The sequence below is a fragment of the Robertmurraya mangrovi genome, assembly GCF_034427655.1.
Taxonomy (GTDB): Bacteria; Bacillota; Bacilli; order Bacillales; family Cytobacillaceae; genus Robertmurraya_A; species Robertmurraya_A mangrovi.
Map to the genome: position 1 here is coordinate 160,871 of NZ_JAXOFX010000008.1, position 17,186 is coordinate 178,056.

Below are 17,186 nucleotides of genomic sequence, written 5' to 3' on the forward strand. Positions count from 1 at the left end.
ATTTATTACATCAACGTAGAAATCGGTTTCATCGCCTCAAAAGGATTTTTACAAGATTTACAGTAAAGGATACTTCTGCATGCGGTTGGACCAAATAAGTTTTCGATTGTCGTATATGTGGATTCACAATAAGGGCAATCCACATGCCATTCACCTGTTTCATCCAATTGTATAGGCGGTGGAGCAATTCCAAACTCTTTTAATGCTCTTCTACCATCCTCGGTGATGCGGTCTGAAGTCCACGGTGGATGATAAACAAACTGAACATCAACCTGCTCTATCTCTTTTATTTGCGAAAGAACCTTAACGACATTATTTTTAATAATGTCTAGTGCTGGGCATCCCATAAAAGTAGGCAAGAGCTGAATAGAAACGGAGTTCTCTTTCGTCTCCACACTCTCTATCATTCCTAAATCAACAACGGAAATGGAATCAATTTCTGGATCTTTTACTAAGTGAAGCGCTTTCATTACTTCATTTTTTAAATCCACTTTCATCATCCTTTTACCAGCTCGCTGCTGGGTCAACAAGATAAACTTCACTTAACGTTTGAAGTGCTTTTTGAAGATCTTCGGTGTGTTCTCCGTTTCGACCATTCCCATGCTTCATACCAAATTTCTCCGGTATGGTAAAATTGATAGATTCAAAGATGGGTTGAACCATTTGGATCCATCTCTGTTTTAACGTTTCTTCGGCATCTATTAATTGAAAACTTGAAATCGCTTCGTTTTTTGGACCGAGCGTGAGTAGTCCGTCTAACTCTTCAAACACTCGATTTGTTGCGTGTAACATTTTTTCTCTAGCTTCTTCATTTGCTTTTGTTAACTGGATGAACCATGTTTTCCAATGCAACAAATGATAGTAAAGCTCCATATTTACTTTTACCGCAACCTCACTTAAAGGCTGGTAGGATGAATTTTTCATAGACTCGATTCGAATCTTCTTAACCGAAGTGTAGAAAAAGTTACGAACAACGGCGAAAGCCCAATCATACTGAGGCTCCACTAAATACGTACCAGGTCCATTAACCATTTCTAGTAAAACAGCATTTTTTCTCTCGGAAGCTTCTCTTGCATGGGCAAGGTCGTCTACTTTTCCGATTTGTAAATCCTCTAAAAGCTGATAAAACATCGCCGCATGGCCCATCGTATCTTGACTAATCGATGAGTACGCTACATCTTCTTCTATATGCGGAGCTAAGCCTAACCACTCCGAACCACGGTATGCTAGTATAAAATCATCATCCGCTAATTGAAAGAGAAGCTCAGTGAGTGCGGATTTGTATTCTGAATCTTTGATTGCATCATCCATGCTCCGTTTCATTTTTCAACTTCCCTCCCCATGATAGAATTTCTTTTTCATCCAACATTTCTTGCTCATAATGACGCCATTTTTTCTTTAAATAGCCGTATCCTTTTGTGTTGCGGTAATCTTTATTGTCTAGCCTTTGCAGTGTTTGTCGTTCTTCTAGTGTCATTTTTCTAATATGATCCCTTTTCACGACCCAAATATCTGCCACTGGCTCTCTTCTCATAAAGTTTTCCTGTGCCATCACGAGGGCAAGCTCCTCGTTCGGTGCTAAAAGGGAGAACTGATACTGCATTGGCGATTTATCCGTTCTTTTACTAAACACTTCATATTCCTGGTAGAACTCATTTTTAACCAAAAAAAACCCTCCTTCCTATGACTTTGTTGCTAAACTTTCACGAACCCATGCATTTGTGTGATATGAAATTTCTCGTAGTCTTAATCTTTCTTTTGATTTAGGACCATTATTTTTTACAATTTGCTTGAAACGATTCCAGTCAGGCTGCTGATAAATCCACTTACCTTGCTGCTCATCATAATGCATCGTGTCATCAGGAATGGTAAGACCTAGTGAGAGAACTCGAGGAATGTATTTGGTGAAAAAGTCTTGACGTAGATCTTCATTCGTTTTCGTTCTGATTTTATATTTGATCGTCGTATCTTGTTTGGAGGTACCTGTAACCGAAGAATCTCCTGGTCCGAAAAACATGAGAAGTGCTTCCCACCAACGATTGATGGCACCTTGCACCATTTCCCTTTGCTCCTTCGTTCCTTCCGCTAATGCCATAATTATGGCTTCCCCGTGTTGGGCATGGAATACTTCTTCTGCACAAATTCGTTTTAATGCTCGAGCATATGGACCATATGAGGCATCTAGCATATTCGTTTGAGAGATGATTGCTGCACCATCCACTAGCCAGCCAATCAATCCTGCATCTCCCCAAGTTGGAGCTTCCATATGGAACACATTATGAAACTTTAAATCTCCTTTAAACAAATCTTGCATAATATCTTCTCTATTTTTTCCTAATGGCTTCATTAAATCTTCTGCTACTCTTAGCAAAAGTTGTCCGTGACCCATTTCGTCTTGAACCTTTGCCATTATTCCTAACTTTCTTTTTAAACTCGGAGCTTTAGGTACCCATTCCTTTTCAGGCAATGCCCCCATAATTTCACTTATGCCATGCATTGAAATGAGTTTAATTAATGTAAATCGATAGTCATCTGGCATCCAGTCATCGGCCTCTATTTTTTCGTCGGCCTCTATACGCTTTAAGAAATGCTCGTATTTTTCTTCCTCTGTTAATTCATGAAAGGAAACATGGTTCGTCAACTTCAATCACCCTCTTATTTGTAATCAACCTATTTATATACTTATCGATCGCTACCTTTTTAAGATATTCAATGATTGCTAAAGTAAGAATGTTTATTGGTATAAATTTTATATAACGTTATAAAACCGTTATTAAATTTACGTGTCATACTTTAAAACAAAGATATCGTGAAAATGGTAAAAAGTCAATTGATTTTTTCAGAAAATTATAATTTTTACGATGAATTCTGAGTATTTTTCAAAGAGCAAATTTGTCCAATGGAATGAAGGGCGATTTAAACCCATATAATTTAAGGTTCAGAGGATTTCTGATGAAAGGAGTGAATAGAGTGCCTTACTATTGGGGTGTAGATTCGGCATCACCAGTTACAAAAGAGCTGTATGATTGTGTACTTAATAACTTTGGAAAACCTAGCTATTGGGGCAGGTATATTGCGCTTGTTCCCGGGGCAGCCGATGTACTTACGAGAGAAGAAATTCGGTTATTACGTAATAGCGGAACAAAGATACTTCCGATTTACAGTAATTTTTTAGAAGCTACTGGCTACAGAGAAGGAAAAGTTATTGCCCAAAATGCCGTCTATAATGCACGAAGACTGGGCGTACCAAAAGGAAAAGTGGTATTTGCTAACTTAGAGAAATTTTTCAAAATTGATGAGGCATGGATACGAGGTTTCGTGGACGGGATGTTCCCTAGTGGATATAAAGCGGGTCTATATCATGATCCGGTTAAAGGTGATTTCAGTGCCGCTTATTGTGAGGCGGTCAATAATGACAATAAGGTTGCAACCCAATTAATTCTTTGGAGTGCAGAGCCAGAGCCTGGAGTATCTCGGGCTAGAAATGCTCCGAATTTTAAACCGAAAAAACCTCCTTGTAAAGCGAACGTTTGGGGTTGGCAGTACGGTAGAGATTCACCTGTTTGTCCCATTGATACAAACCTGATTAATAGTCGATTGTTTGAGTTGCTATGGTAAGAGATTTATTTAGACTGTTACCTCTTTGAGGAACAGTCTATTATTTTGCACTGATATTAATCTGGATTGTTCTTCTCGTTGTTGATTTCCTAGGGTTTATTTTTGTCGGAATAAACATTTCCTCTAAGGGAACTTGCTCCTCTTTATCTTCATGTAGATCCATCGTACAGTTTAAACACTTAATGGCCCTTATAGGGATATTAGATAAACAGTACGGACATTCCTTTGAAGACATCGATTCGATTGGAACTTTCTTCATTCGATTGACTTGAAGGATCGTAAAATAAGTAGCAAAAGCCACGATACCAAAATGGATAATCGTTTCAAGAAACAGCCCATAATTAACCGTTACAGCCCCTGCCTCTTTAGCTTCTGTTAATGATTGAAAACGGCCGCCGGATAAATTGATATATAAATTGGAAAAATCTACTTTTCCTAATACTAAACCAATAGGCGGCATGATAATATCCGTCACAAAGGAATCTACTATTTTAACAAAAGCAGTTCCAACGATTACACCAATCGCCATATCTACCACCGTACCCCGAACAGCAAACTCCTTAAATCTTCTTAAGAATTGGATAAAAATCACCTCGTCCTGAGCTTGTCCCTATAACTTATGCAAGAGTGATGGTAAAAATGATAGAGTTTGTTACTGAGTCATTTATTACATTCATTTTCAAGAAAAATAAAAGAGGAGCTATCTCAGCTCCCCCTTAATTTTCAATCTTATTCTTCGTCAAATACTTTTACTTCTTTCATTTTTGCACCGTTACCCATGTTAAGAGCCACTTCTAGACCATTTGTAACTTGTCCAAAAACAGTGTGCACTCCATCAAGGTGAGGTTGTGGCTTATGTACGATAAAGAATTGACTTCCGCCTGTGTCCTTACCAGCATGTGCCATAGACAAGCTACCTGCTAAATGCTTATGAGGATTACCTTCTGTTTCACATTTAATGGAATAGCCTGGTCCACCTGTACCATTTCCGGTAGGGCAACCTCCTTGAGATACGAATCCAGGAATGACTCTGTGGAATGTTAAGCCATCATAAAAGCCTTCATTTGCTAATTTTTCGAAGTTAGCTACTGTGTTAGGAGCTTCATTTGGGAAAAATTCAAGATCGATTCTTTCACCGTTTTCAAAGTTTATGTATCCTTTTTTAGTCATGTCAATCTCTCCTTTATTAAAATCAGCTTTAATAATACCATTTTTATCACAAGAAACAAAGTAAAGTAATCAGCAGCTGTCAAAGATTAATTGAAAGTGGGCACTATTGGATTAGATACCCACTTCAAGTGATTAATCCCACTGTTTAAGTTTGCTAATCACCTTTTCTTTTATTCCTAGTAAAAACGTCTTTTCACCTTTACCGACTTTTTGTTTCTGCCATTCGTTGTAGCTTGCTACACCAATTAAGATAGAGCCTGCGATTAATAAGTACGCCCACCAAGGTAAATTGCCCCAAAATGGTCTAGTTTGTAAGAAGACATTCAACAATAGTACACCCGATCCAACAAAGAAGTATGATTTAATGCGCAAGAATACTCCCGCTAATAAGGAAATTAAAGACAATGACCCTACAATTAATGCGTCATAAATCGTGTTGCTTTCTAACCCGTCTTGAACGAGTGTCAAGGAAACTGCTATTAAAATTCCCCACTGTAATTTCCCCGTTATTTCTTTGTAACGGTTCTTCAGACAAGTTTGAAGGTAAATGATTAATGCTACAAACGGTAAAACATAGGCTTCTCTCTCAAGCAAAGCTGGAATCTCAAGTTCAGATAATAGAGAGTAGTATGGTTCTAATAGATAAGCGCCTGCTAAAAAGGCTGGTATCCAACTCCACTCATATGGTACTCGCTTTCTTTGTAACCAAAGGGTCAGTACAATGAGCACACCTGGCAACACTTTTACGAATAAAAAGTCTCTATCTAGAAGATATAAGCACATGAAGAAGAGAAGTGAAACCACGCTGTAGGCATCCACATATTTAAAAGGAAAATTAGAATGACTGACAAGTAAGCTTTTGTATGCATATTGACTAACTAATAGTAATATGACCCCTAATCCTGCTAGCAAGCTTAGCTGGTAGATTGAATCAAGGTTCCACGAAAATTCTAAACTTCCCATTAACACGCTTAATAACGGTACGATTACTAAGAAGTCCCACTTAATATAGTGTAAGAATAAAAGTAATCCCGTTGCATACCCAATGGTAAGTAGGAATGCTGTAAAGTCATACGGGTATGCTGCTACAAAACTAAATATCCCAAGAATTGAAAATGGAACGAGATAGTAGTTTGTTCGTCTTTTATTAACATCAGTAGATAAGAACCAAAATATCACGATTAATATACTCGTAACCAGAAACGCTAGCTCACCCGTTAAACCGTCTGCAAACATAAGAGTAGTTGAAACGGTTAAGAATAACGAAGTAAAGCCGCTGTATAAAAACGATCTCACTTTCCATTCTTGGTTAACCATTTTTGTACTAACAGCATAGATTCCGATGGCTAAAATAAAACTCCACACCGCATGCTCCCAATACGATAGGAACGTCCATATTAATGCTAAAGGAAGATAAATATGTCCGATTAAAGCAAAGCCCTTAAATAAATCTGCGTCTTTTAGGCGTAACGTATATCCAATGGATAATAAAAGAATGGCTCCACCTACGAACTGAATATAATCAAAATAGGTCGTTTCTATAAATAACAAGTGAATGGAGTGAAGAACGGTAAAATAAGCAACTAGTACAGTCACACTAACTAAGTAAGTTAATTCTTTTATCTTGGTAAATTTATATAAATGTACATACATTCCAATACCCACTATTAAAATTGACGGTTGAACCCAAACTTCATCTATGTCTACGATAAACGATGAGAGAATTGCAATTGTATAGAACATTTGAGAAACGATAAAGCTACTTCTCTGTAAAGGTTTGACCAAATAGGAACATGCCAATACGATAAAACTTCCTAAGGCAAAATGAACAGCCAAACCAAAGTGCTTGCTATACTCGTAGTAAAGTGAATTCAATTCTTCTCCAAAGGCAACAACAGCTAAACCAATCAGAAATGGTATAAACCATGGCGTGGTAACTTTATAGATTAACCTTTCCTCAAGCTTAATGGATAAGTATAAACTTCCAGCCAGCAAGATGAGCATGAGTCCTAGTTCCCACCATGAACTGGTAATCATCGTAACTACAATGGTGACATACATAATGACTAATCCGATATCTCTAGAGCTAGCCAAAATTTTATTAACATGCTTATTGTTTAGATATATCCCAACTCCAACAAATAGGACGAACCCAATAAAGAACACTGGTAACAAAAGGGATTCAAAAGCTAAAACAGAGTCGATGAGTAAAACAACCTCTAATAAAGCAGCTGATAAAAATGTTGGTGTTAAATAGGCAAATAGTTTACGGTTGAATACATTTGTTAAGTACAGGAAGTTGGCAGTAATCACTAAATATCCCAACAGTAGAACGAATGATGGCTCACCCATTTTTAAAAGTAAACCTTCAAAAGTGATATAAAGAAAGGCGAAAAATGAGATGACTGCACTCGTCCAGTTGAACACTTTCTCCCATGGATACTGTTCATCAAGAACTTTAGGTAATGCCAGGAATCCGATCCCTATTAATGCATATAAAATAGGACTAAATGAATCTAACATTGTGTGTTCAACCATTTGATAAATCCCATAGACCATCATCGCACTAAAAACAAAATGAAACTCTTTTTTGCCTGTTACATAGACGACAGAGAGATAAAGAATCGCTGTTAGGATTAAATTAAATCCGAAGAACACTTCATTGCTGTAGAAAAGTAACATGAGCAACGTGGTTAACACTAAATTGATTTGAGCAAAATACACGAGTTCTTTCGTGAAAAGTTTGATACTCTCATTATTTTTCAAACGATGATATCCTGCCAGCAATAGGCCATTAAAGATCATAATTCCTAGATAGAATCCATCTTTCTCAAGCTGAACGGCTGCAAGTAAATAGCCCGTGCCAACGGTGAGAGCTAGATAGGAGAACCAGACAAACAGCCTGGATGATAGCTTTTTAGCTAGCCATATATAAACAGGCAACACGGCATAACTACTGAGCACCCCAAAAACAAAGCGCCCTTCTCCGTTAAAAGAAAGATAGGAACCTAGCAATTCAAACCAACCAATCGATAAAAGAAAGATGGGCAAAAATAAGCTTCCTAGAACATTAAACGCAAAGGCTGTTTTTTCAATACGAAGCACTCGCCCAGAAACGAAAGCCATTCCAAAAAATAAAATCGAAACAAAAGCAATGGAACTTGCCTTCATCCAATCGGTTAACGTTTCCCATTTACTTGTCGCTACATATAAACCACCGATAAGTAGTAATATAACTCCTAAATTTAAAAGCCAAGTAATGTTTCTCTCTCTTATTTGTTCTGATGACAAAACCTTTTTAACTGGTTCTTTCTTTACGGGTGCTGGTTTTACTATTACTTGCTTCTGTGGTTGAACCTTTTCTTTCTCTTCTTCCACTTGTGAATTTGTTTCTATTTGTGATGTAGCAACATGCTGTACGGTCCTAGCCTCTTCGGCCTCTAAATCTTCATAAAACTTTCGCTGCGTCTGTACTACATGATTATACAGATTCTCCGAAATATATCTTTTTTCTTTTAATAAGCCTAGTTCTTCTTTGACTATCCTTTTACGGTCATCTCTTGATAAAGGCTCCATCTTTCTTCCCCTCCTCAAGTTTTATCCACTTTATACTTTTAGTGTAATTTTACACAAAATCCAAATTATTGCAATACAAATTTGGAAAAAACGGTATGACAATCACATAAAAAATTTATTTCCTTAGGATTACTAAATATTTTTCAAAAATAAACAGGAATACATTCCTCCGTTAGCGAATAAAGTAGCATTTCCGTTTTTTGAAAGGGGTCAGAAATGTGAATCAAGCAATTAATCAATATTTACATGAAAACAAAGAAAACCATTTAAAGGAGCTTTTTGAGTTTCTTGCTATACCAAGTATTAGTGCTCTTCCCGATTATAGTGGTGAAGTGAAGCGTGCAGCGGACTGGACAGCTGATGCGTTAAGAAGAATTGGGATGGAAAATGTAGAGGTTTATCCAACAAAAGGTCACCCTGTAGTTTATGGAGAGTGGCTGAAAGCAGAAGGAAAACCAACCGTCATGATTTACGGGCACTATGATGTTCAGCCTGTTGATCCATTAGAATTATGGGAAACTCCTCCTTTTGAAGCTAATATTCGTGATGAGAAGATTTTTGCCAGAGGTGCTAGTGACGATAAAGGGCAAACGTTCATGCATATTAAGGCTATTGAGGCCATTTTACAAACAACAGGTACACTGCCAGTTAACTTTAAATTCTGTATCGAAGGAGAAGAAGAAATCGGTAGTCCAAACCTTCCTGCCTTCGTTGAAGAAAACAAAGAGCTTTTAGCATCAGATGTGATTGTCATTTCTGATACTAGCTTATTGGATAAAGGGAAACCAGCTATCTGTTACGGTCTAAGAGGACTTTGCGGAATTCAAATTGATGTGAAAGGTGCCGTAAGTGACTTACATTCCGGGCTTTATGGTGGGGCTGTTCAAAATCCAATCCATGCTTTAGTGGTAATCGTGAATTCCTTCCATAACGAAGACGGCGTGATTACTGTTGAAGGTTTCTACGATGATGTAGAAGCTATTACGGAAGATGAGAAGAAAGCATTTGCTGCTCTTCCAACGACAGACGAACAGCTTCTTGAGCAATTAGGCTTAAAAGAGCTTCATGGAGAACAAGGTTTTACAACCTTAGAGCGTTTATACGTAAGACCGACTCTTGAAGTAAACGGAATTTACGGTGGATTCCAAGGAGAAGGTATTAAAACCGTCATTCCAAAAGAAGCTTCAGCAAAAATCACTTGTCGTTTAGTACCTAATCAAAATCCAGATGTGATTGCTGATTTATTACAAAAACATGTTCAGGAACGTGTGCCGGCTGGTGTTGAAGTGAATGTATCTTTATTTGATAAGGGCCATCCTTACGTAACACCTTTCAATCACCCTGCCATCCAAGCAGCTGGCCGTGCCTATGAAAAAGTTTATAATGTACCGACTGCCTATACTCGTGGGGGTGGCTCGATTCCAATCGTAGCTGCTTTTGATCAAATTTTAGGATTACCTGTTGTTTTAATGGGCTTCGGCTTACCAACAGAAAACTTCCATGCACCAAACGAGCATTTCCATATCGAAAATTTCGATAAAGGAATGGAAACACTGTGCTATTATTGGTTTGAGCTAGAAAAATCCTTATAAAAATGGTTAAGAGAGCCGTGAGAGCGGCTCTCTTTTATTATTGAGTAGTGAATTTCATCGATTTTTGCTTTGATAGCATTAGAAATTAAAGGATATCAGCAAATTTTGCTCAGATATCGTTGAAAATGATGAGGACAACATCGATTTTTGCTTGAATAGCATTAGAAATTAAAGGATATCATCGACTTCAGATCAGATATCATCGGAAATGAAGAGGATATCCTCGATTTTTGCTTTGATAGCATTAGAAATTAAAGGATATCATCGATTTCAGGTTAGATATCATCGAAAATGAAGAAGATATCATCGATTTCAAATAATATATCATCATTTTTTCCGATATATCTTTTTTTCGACAAAATCCCTTATTATAAACTATACAAATACTCTCCACTATTCTTCAGTAAAAAACTCTTTTCTCCCATAGAAAATAAATGAAGTTCATGCATCGCTCTAGTACATGCTGTATAAAACAAACGACGTTCACTTTCTCTGCCATAGACATGATTAGAAGCATCGTAAATAATGACGGCATCGAACTCAATCCCTTTTGCTAAATAAGCTGGAATGACGACAATTCCCGATTCAAAAGTGATGGTGCCTTTCTCCATTAAATGGACATCTAAATGTTGATTTAAATAGGCAAATGCCTCTGCACTTTCTGTTGCTGATTTACAGATAACCGCGATTGTTTTATGTCCCTTGCTTTGCATATCTTTTACTTTTTCTAGAACACTCTCCTGTAACTGTTCTTTCTTTTCAACCTGAGTAAAAGTTGGTTTATTCCCATCACGATTAAAAGCTTCAATTAAACTACCGTCGTGCAACAAAGTTTTAGTAAATTCTACAATCGGTCGAGTAGAGCGATAGCTCCTAGTTAATATGATCGTCTCCTGATCTTCTTCAGTAAAATCAGTGTCCTGAAGCATGGACTTCTGGTAAGTGGAATGGGTATAGATACCTTGGTTAATATCACCGAGCAACGTCATTTTGCTTTGTGGGAACAATTGTTTGATATAGGCAAACTGAAACGGTGAATAATCTTGCGCTTCATCTATAAACACATGGCGGATAGAAAGGTTCATTTTCCTACCTTCAATTAAATCCTTTAAATATACATATGGAGTCGCATCTTCATAGTTTAGATGATCTTCATTCAGTCTCGATAACGTATACTCTCTGATGTCATTCCATTTTTGTATATCCTGTTCCCCAACAAACAATTGACTATAAATTTTCTTAAAGTTAATAAACCTCATCTTCTTTACTTTTCTAATTAGAGGTTTAAAATAACGGCTTACCAAGACTTCTGCTAGAATTTTTTCTTCTCTTTCAAAATCATCAAAGCTCTCTTGGTTAAACTCTTTCTTTCTCTGTAACTCTTTGTAAGCATCAAGAAAATCTTCTTTATCTAAAAACTGAATTTCTTCCCTTACCCAATCTTTCTTTTTCTCTAACTTCTTCAACTTTCTTAGCTCTTTCAATAGCCATTCTTGAAGTAATTCCACCCGGTTAGGGATTGAGTAACTTTGATCATAAGTATAAAATTTTTCCTTTAACTGTTCCTTTGAAACTAAAACAGTCCCTTTTAGGATGATGTCAGTAAATTCCATCCCTTTTATATCTAGGCTTTTTACATAATTCTCAATCATTTCTTTAAAAAGAAGACTAGACTTGAGCTGGATATTCATTAAACGGATATCATGCTGGTTATTACCCTCACTATTTAAAACATCCTCTAACTGAGTAAAAGAGTCTTCTAAGTTCATTCTCTTTTCAATTCGACTGCCCAAATACTCAAAGAATGTCGTTTGCTGCATGTTCTCTTCCCCAAGCTCCGGAAGAACAGTTGAGATATAGCTATTAAATAATGGGTTCGGTGAAAATAACATAATATTTTGAGAGGTAATAATTCCACGATAACGATAGAGAAGGTATGCAACTCTCTGTAAAGCAGCCGAAGTCTTCCCACTTCCTGCGACCCCCTGAACCATGAGCACCTTGCTTTTTTCATTTCTGATAATCTGGTTTTGTTCTCTTTGAATGGTCGCAACAATACTTTTCATTTGTGTACTAGCGTTGTTACCAAGAACCTCTTGAAGAAGCTGATCCCCAATGGTTACCCCCGTATCAAACATTCCTTCTATTTTGCTATTCTTAATGATAAATTGTCTTTTAAGCTCCATATTCCCCTCAATCGTTCCTTCTGGGGTATGATAGTTGGCAGGTCCAGGAGCAAAGTCATAATAAATACTGGAAATCGGTGCTCTCCAGTCATAAATTAAAAAGTTTTCATCGTCTTTATCCATAAAGGAGGTAATTCCTAAATATATGGATTCGGCCTGTTTTTCTCCCTCTTCTTTAAAATCTACTCGACCAAAATAAGGAGAATTTTTCAGTCTTGATAATGTTTGGATTTGTTTATTAAGCTGCCCTTGACTTCTGTCTCGTTCAGAAAGTAGCTGAGCTTGTTGCTTAATACTTGAATATGTTTCTGCTATATCGTCTGCTTCATCGAAGTTAATGGTTACATCGTTCCAAAATGTTTTGCGTATCTCTAGAGCATCAGAACTGACTTTTTCTTTGTGTTCCGTGAGGTTTGTAAGTTTCTCTTTTATTTCTGAAACAATCACATCTACTCGCTTCTGCTCCTCAAGCTTTACTGTTTGTTCATTACTCATGTAACCACTCCCGAAAAAAATTAGTCTACTGCAGTTTACGCAATATCCGTGCATTTCATTTCTGTTTCCTCGGTAAAACAAAAAGTAAAAATTATTTTTCCTTATTTGTTTGACAACCGGAAATTATTGTGTTAATGTTAATATAGGATATTTATTATCACTAGAAAAAATAATAAAAAAACAGTCGACCGTTTCTCATTCTAGCATGCAAATGTTGGGAATGCAAGATGGTTTTTTTATTTTTATTGGAAAAAAGCTGTCCTTTTCACGAACAGCTTCCTCCCGTTTTTATTCATCTAATGGTTTGGCCCCATAGCTTGATCCCGTTAAGTCTGTTAACTCGCAAATTCCCTTCCACAATTCAGGATAGAATTCAAATTTAATGCCTCTTTCAAGCATTTGTGCTGGAACTCCTTTTAAACTTTGTGTTTGTAAGCCGATCATTCTGCGTACAAGTTGGAGATGATTATATCTAAAAGTTTGGAAACTCTCATCCACAGAAATTAATTCCTGCATTAATTCAAACAAGGGAAAATGACTTTCTCCATTTTTTAATAACTCTAGAACGGTTAATCCACGCTCTTTTAGCAGTAATTCAAACGGAGCCCATAATGTAGGACCTAATTTTAAAATATCATTAAATCCTGGTGAATCCTGGCCACTACCTTGTCCTAATGATAGACGGATGATATGGTAGTCACTTGGACTAATCACCTTGACCATGTTAAACACTTCAGGAAGATGTTTTAAATGAAGATCCACCCTTCTTAGTTGAGCCGTCGCTTTTCCAATTTCACTTGTCTCCATGAAATCTTTTGCTAGATTCATATATTGGATGACCAGTTTAAAATGTAGTTCGGCAATTTGGTGAATCGTTTGGAAGGTTAATTCATCCGAGCAGCATTGCTCCTCTTCGTTCTTTTGTAAACCTAACAATTCCTCTGTACGAATATATTTTTCATAATCTGTTAACTTTTTATTTCCAGCTACCAATTTAGATTCCTCCTATTGGCCGAAGTAGCGCTCTTACAGGGCTACCGTCAGCATCTTTTATTTTTAATGGAAGGGCAATCAATTCATAATCACCTGGCTCCATATTGTCTAACTGAAGAGACTCTAAAATATGTATTCCATTTTGATGGAGACTATGATGAGCAGGGAGTTCCTTGCTATCCAATGGATCAACAGAAGGGACATCCAACCCAATTAATTTGACACCTAACTCGTGTAAAAAAGGACCTATGTCTTCTCTTAAGAAAGTAATTTTATCAGGAAAAACATCTGGATTTACCCACGAATTGGTTTTTAAAATCAAACGTTCAACACCTTTAAGGTTGAAACCAGCCAAATCACTAGCTCCCACACTCTCTTTTTCAGATACATCAATGATTCTCGCGTTTCCTACATATAGATTCACATCTAAATCAGCTATTCGTTCGCCTTCACTATTAAAATGAAAAGGCGCATCCACATGTGTTCCGGTATGAATGCTCATAGTGAGCTTACCGACATTAACTGAACCACTTTGTTCTTTTGACCAGCTGACTTCATAACGAAAAGGAGTATCTCCTGGCCAAGTCGGTGTCGAGTTTGTTAGAGTTCTAGTAACATCAATCCACTTCATAACTACAACCCTTTCTAAGCGATCACTTCTCGTTTATTTTCGTATTTCTCATACCATTTTCCATCCATAATTCTTTTTAATATTTGTACCGCTTCCCAAACATCTACATAGGAGGTATACAATGAAACAGGGGCTAAACGGATGACATTTGGAGCTCTGAAATCTGGTACCACTCCTTCATCCTTCAACGCTTTACAAATTCTCGCTGCTTCCTCGTGCTCAAGGGAAACATGACCGCCTCGTCTATGATTCTCAAGTGGATTCCCAATGGTAAATGAATAATCTCCTAATTCATACTCCACTAGTTCCATTAAATACTTCGTCATCTTTAGAGACTTCATTCTTATTTTTTCCATTCCTACTTCCTGAAACATTTCTAAGGAACCAATAAGCGGCGCTGCACTTAATATATGCGTCGTCCCAATCTGAAATGCTCCAGCTCCATTTGCTGGTACGAATTGATGCTCCATATCAAACTGTTTCTGTTTATGGGAACCCCACCAGCCGGTTAGCCCTGGAAGCTGGTCGAAGTGCTTTTCATTCACATACAAGCCACCAATACCACCTGGCCCACTGTTTAAATATTTATAGTTGCACCAGTAAGCAAAATCAACTCCCCACTTAGTAAAATGGTGAGGAATCGCTCCAACCGAATGACAACCATCAAAACCGATTAAAATTCCTCTTTTATGTGCCTCCGCTGTCAGTCTTTCAATGTCCAACAGCTGCCCGCTTCGGTATAAAACTGTTGGTAAGACGATTAAAGCGATATCTTCCGTCATGGCTTCAATAATATCGTCTTCCTCTATGAATCTACCGTTTCTGCTCTTTACTTGTATTAAGTGTTCATTAGGATCAAGCCCTTTTAATCTGATTTGAGATTGCAAGGCATATATGTCAGACGGGAAATTTAATTCATCAGCCAATATTTTTGTTTGTTTCCCTTTTGGCTTATAAAAGGTTGCAACAAGCTGGTGTAGATTTGTTGTCGTGGAAGCGGTTACAATTACTTCTTCTGGTTTTGCCCCAACAAGATCCGCACTCATCTCGCCCAATTTTTCACCCATATAAAACCAAGGATGATTTCCATTCATCCAACCATCAATTCCAAGTGTTTTCCAAGAGTGAATCACGTCTGTTAAAGTTTGTTCTGCCCTTTTGGATAATAACCCCAGTGAGTTACCGTCCATATAAATGGCACCTTCCATTAAGTAAAATTCATCCTTATAAGGAGAAAGTTCATCTTGCAAATCTAAATTTTCTGCATAGCTTTTATCATTTTGAAACAATGTAATCCCTCCTCTTTAAACAGATTAAGCCAAAAATGATAGAAAAGTCAAATCTTTCTGAAAATGTTATATCAGTATAAAAATAACCAGTGTTATAAAAACACTGGTTACACGACAAAACCTTTTTGCTGGTTTTCTAAAGATTTTTTGCTTTTTAAATAGAGAAAGAGACCGATAAAAAAGATTGCACTACCACTTCTTAGGATAGATGATAAGGTCATGGCCGTGGTCATCCCCCATGTTTCAAGAAGGAATACTCCAAATTGTGGTGCGATAAAAGCGATGATGGCTAGCAATATATTATAGTTAGAAATACAGATACTTCGGTTATCCTCTGTTGTAACTTCTAAAAGTTGATTAAACAGGAGTAAAACAGTACCCGAGACAAATAGACCAGAAAAAGCGTTAACAGCTACTAAATAGTATAGATTAGTAGATAATATCGTTAGAAATGGAGCCGACCCCATCCCTAAGGCTACTAAAATTAGCATTTTCGCATTGCTGTGTTTATCCGCCATTTTCCCCCACCATTTAAAGCTAGCAATTTGAGCAATCTGGTTAGCGACGGCGAACAAACTAATCCAGAGTCCTGTAGCTAAAGCATACTTGATTTGGTAGATGCTAAATAAAGACCAAGCCATTTGCCAAGCAAAGTTGAAAAACAACCCACAAATTAAAAAGTAAACAAATGGTTTATGCTTAAATACATGCCAACCAAATATCACTTTTCGCCCTTCTTTTATTTTCTCTCTCTTAGGTTCTTTATGCTTCAATAAATAATAAACTTCGATGATACCGACAACAAATCCAACTAAAAATAAAAATTGGAAAGGTAAATGACTATCCGCTTGAAACTGCTGTAACATAATCCCTATCAGAAAAGTAGCAATCATCCCAACGATGGTTAGTACTCTATTTCTTTCACTAAAGAAAGAGTTTCTTCTTTGGTCAGGGATTAAGTCCCCTATAAAGGATTGCCAGCTTAAATTTGCGAATGAACCTGGTAAGTTCATCAAACCGACTAATAATACAAACACCCAGCCTCGATATTCCGCTGGTAAATACATGACGAAGAACATTAATAATAAGAAAATCCTTGTAAATAAAAAAGAATAGGCAGTAAATTTCTTCTTTTCATTTAGCTGATTTAGGATGAAAGACCCTAAAATCATGGCAAACATCCCAATAAATTGAGGAAGGGAACTCATTAATCCTACTTGGTAATTGGTTACCCCTAATACACTTATCGCAAAGAGGGCAAAATAGTTGTTACTTATGTTTAAAATTACGGTTGTTGCTATACCGTTTCGAATACTTAGCTTTTCATTTGTCCTGCTGAGTTGTTGATCCACATTTGTTCGCTTCTTTCTATTTTTCAAATTTTTCTGTATATCTCTTAGAATAAATGATACTCCTTACTGAACATGACTGGCAACCAAATTCTTTCGGAATTCGAAAAAAAATATACCTTTTAAAAAGTATGACTTTTTTAGGGACACACCCTAATTGTGATATGATCCCCTTATAGTAGACAGAAAAAAGAAAGCACACTAATCTGTCTACTATGGGGGGATTTTTTTATGGGGAAAAAGAAAGTTACTACATATGATGTTGCCTTTAAAAAGAAAGCAGTGGA

The 17,186-nt window shown here is 37.0% G+C and carries 14 protein-coding genes; 2 read left to right on the forward strand and 12 right to left on the reverse strand.

Annotated elements, in window-relative coordinates; all coding sequences use genetic code 11:
- Window positions 1-5 precede the first annotated feature (5 nt).
- From paaD to paaA, 4 genes are read right to left on the reverse strand one after another with little or no spacing between them, the layout of a single operon-like run.
- Window positions 6-500 (reverse strand): 1,2-phenylacetyl-CoA epoxidase subunit PaaD, encoded by a 495-nt coding sequence (paaD, locus tag SM124_RS13745; protein WP_322447092.1) that lies wholly within the window; start codon window positions 498-500, stop codon window positions 6-8.
- Between the two features lie 4 nt (window positions 501-504).
- On the reverse strand, window positions 505-1,323 hold the full coding sequence (paaC, locus tag SM124_RS13750; protein WP_322447093.1) for a 1,2-phenylacetyl-CoA epoxidase subunit PaaC: 819 nt from the start codon (window positions 1,321-1,323) through the stop codon (window positions 505-507).
- Window positions 1,304-1,666 carry a 1,2-phenylacetyl-CoA epoxidase subunit PaaB gene (gene paaB / locus SM124_RS13755; protein ID WP_322447094.1) on the reverse strand — a complete coding sequence of 121 codons (363 nt, stop codon included), beginning with the start codon at window positions 1,664-1,666 and terminating at the stop codon, window positions 1,304-1,306. The genes paaC and paaB overlap by 20 nt, the downstream gene beginning before the upstream one ends.
- Before the next feature lie 15 nt (window positions 1,667-1,681).
- Window positions 1,682-2,641, reverse strand: coding sequence for a 1,2-phenylacetyl-CoA epoxidase subunit PaaA (gene paaA, locus SM124_RS13760; protein ID WP_322447095.1), 960 nt, complete (start codon window positions 2,639-2,641; stop codon window positions 1,682-1,684).
- A 329-nt stretch (window positions 2,642-2,970) separates the two neighbouring features.
- Here paaA and SM124_RS13765 point away from each other — a divergent pair, with 329 nt between their 5' ends.
- Window positions 2,971-3,618 carry a glycoside hydrolase domain-containing protein gene (locus SM124_RS13765; RefSeq protein WP_322447096.1) on the forward strand — a complete coding sequence of 216 codons (648 nt, stop codon included), beginning with the start codon at window positions 2,971-2,973 and terminating at the stop codon, window positions 3,616-3,618.
- 40 nt (window positions 3,619-3,658) lie between these two features.
- Here SM124_RS13765 and mscL read toward each other — a convergent pair whose 3' ends face one another.
- The 3 genes from mscL to SM124_RS13780 form a co-directional block, all read right to left on the reverse strand.
- Entirely contained in the window at window positions 3,659-4,147 is a 489-nt protein-coding gene (mscL, locus tag SM124_RS13770) for a large conductance mechanosensitive channel protein MscL (protein WP_407691409.1), read from the reverse strand.
- Between the two features lie 200 nt (window positions 4,148-4,347).
- Window positions 4,348-4,788, reverse strand: a complete 441-nt coding sequence (locus SM124_RS13775) for a peptidylprolyl isomerase (RefSeq protein ID WP_322447097.1) — start codon at window positions 4,786-4,788, stop codon at window positions 4,348-4,350.
- A 132-nt stretch (window positions 4,789-4,920) separates the two neighbouring features.
- Window positions 4,921-8,364, reverse strand: a complete 3,444-nt coding sequence (locus SM124_RS13780) for a hypothetical protein (protein WP_322447098.1) — start codon at window positions 8,362-8,364, stop codon at window positions 4,921-4,923.
- Between the two features lie 218 nt (window positions 8,365-8,582).
- Between SM124_RS13780 and SM124_RS13785 the strand changes: the two genes are divergently transcribed.
- Entirely contained in the window at window positions 8,583-9,956 is a 1,374-nt protein-coding gene (locus tag SM124_RS13785) for a dipeptidase (protein WP_322447099.1), read from the forward strand.
- Window positions 9,957-10,324: 368 nt separating this feature from the next.
- On the opposite strand, the gene helD is transcribed toward SM124_RS13785, so the two are convergent.
- From helD to SM124_RS13810, 5 genes are all read right to left on the reverse strand, one after another.
- Window positions 10,325-12,637, reverse strand: a complete 2,313-nt coding sequence (helD, locus tag SM124_RS13790) for an RNA polymerase recycling motor HelD (RefSeq protein ID WP_322447100.1) — start codon at window positions 12,635-12,637, stop codon at window positions 10,325-10,327.
- 288 nt (window positions 12,638-12,925) lie between these two features.
- Window positions 12,926-13,630, reverse strand: coding sequence for a tryptophan 2,3-dioxygenase family protein (locus tag SM124_RS13795; protein WP_322447101.1), 705 nt, complete (start codon window positions 13,628-13,630; stop codon window positions 12,926-12,928).
- A gap of 1 nt (window position 13,631) precedes the next feature.
- Window positions 13,632-14,261 carry an arylformamidase gene (gene kynB, locus SM124_RS13800; protein ID WP_322447102.1) on the reverse strand — a complete coding sequence of 210 codons (630 nt, stop codon included), beginning with the start codon at window positions 14,259-14,261 and terminating at the stop codon, window positions 13,632-13,634.
- Window positions 14,262-14,275: 14 nt separating this feature from the next.
- A complete protein-coding gene (gene kynU, locus SM124_RS13805; protein ID WP_322447103.1) occupies window positions 14,276-15,550 on the reverse strand; it encodes a kynureninase in 1,275 nt (424 codons plus the stop codon).
- A 107-nt stretch (window positions 15,551-15,657) separates the two neighbouring features.
- Complete coding sequence (locus SM124_RS13810) at window positions 15,658-16,902, reverse strand: MFS transporter (RefSeq protein WP_322447104.1); 1,245 nt, start codon at window positions 16,900-16,902, stop codon at window positions 15,658-15,660.
- Window positions 16,903-17,186: the final 284 nt, after the last annotated feature.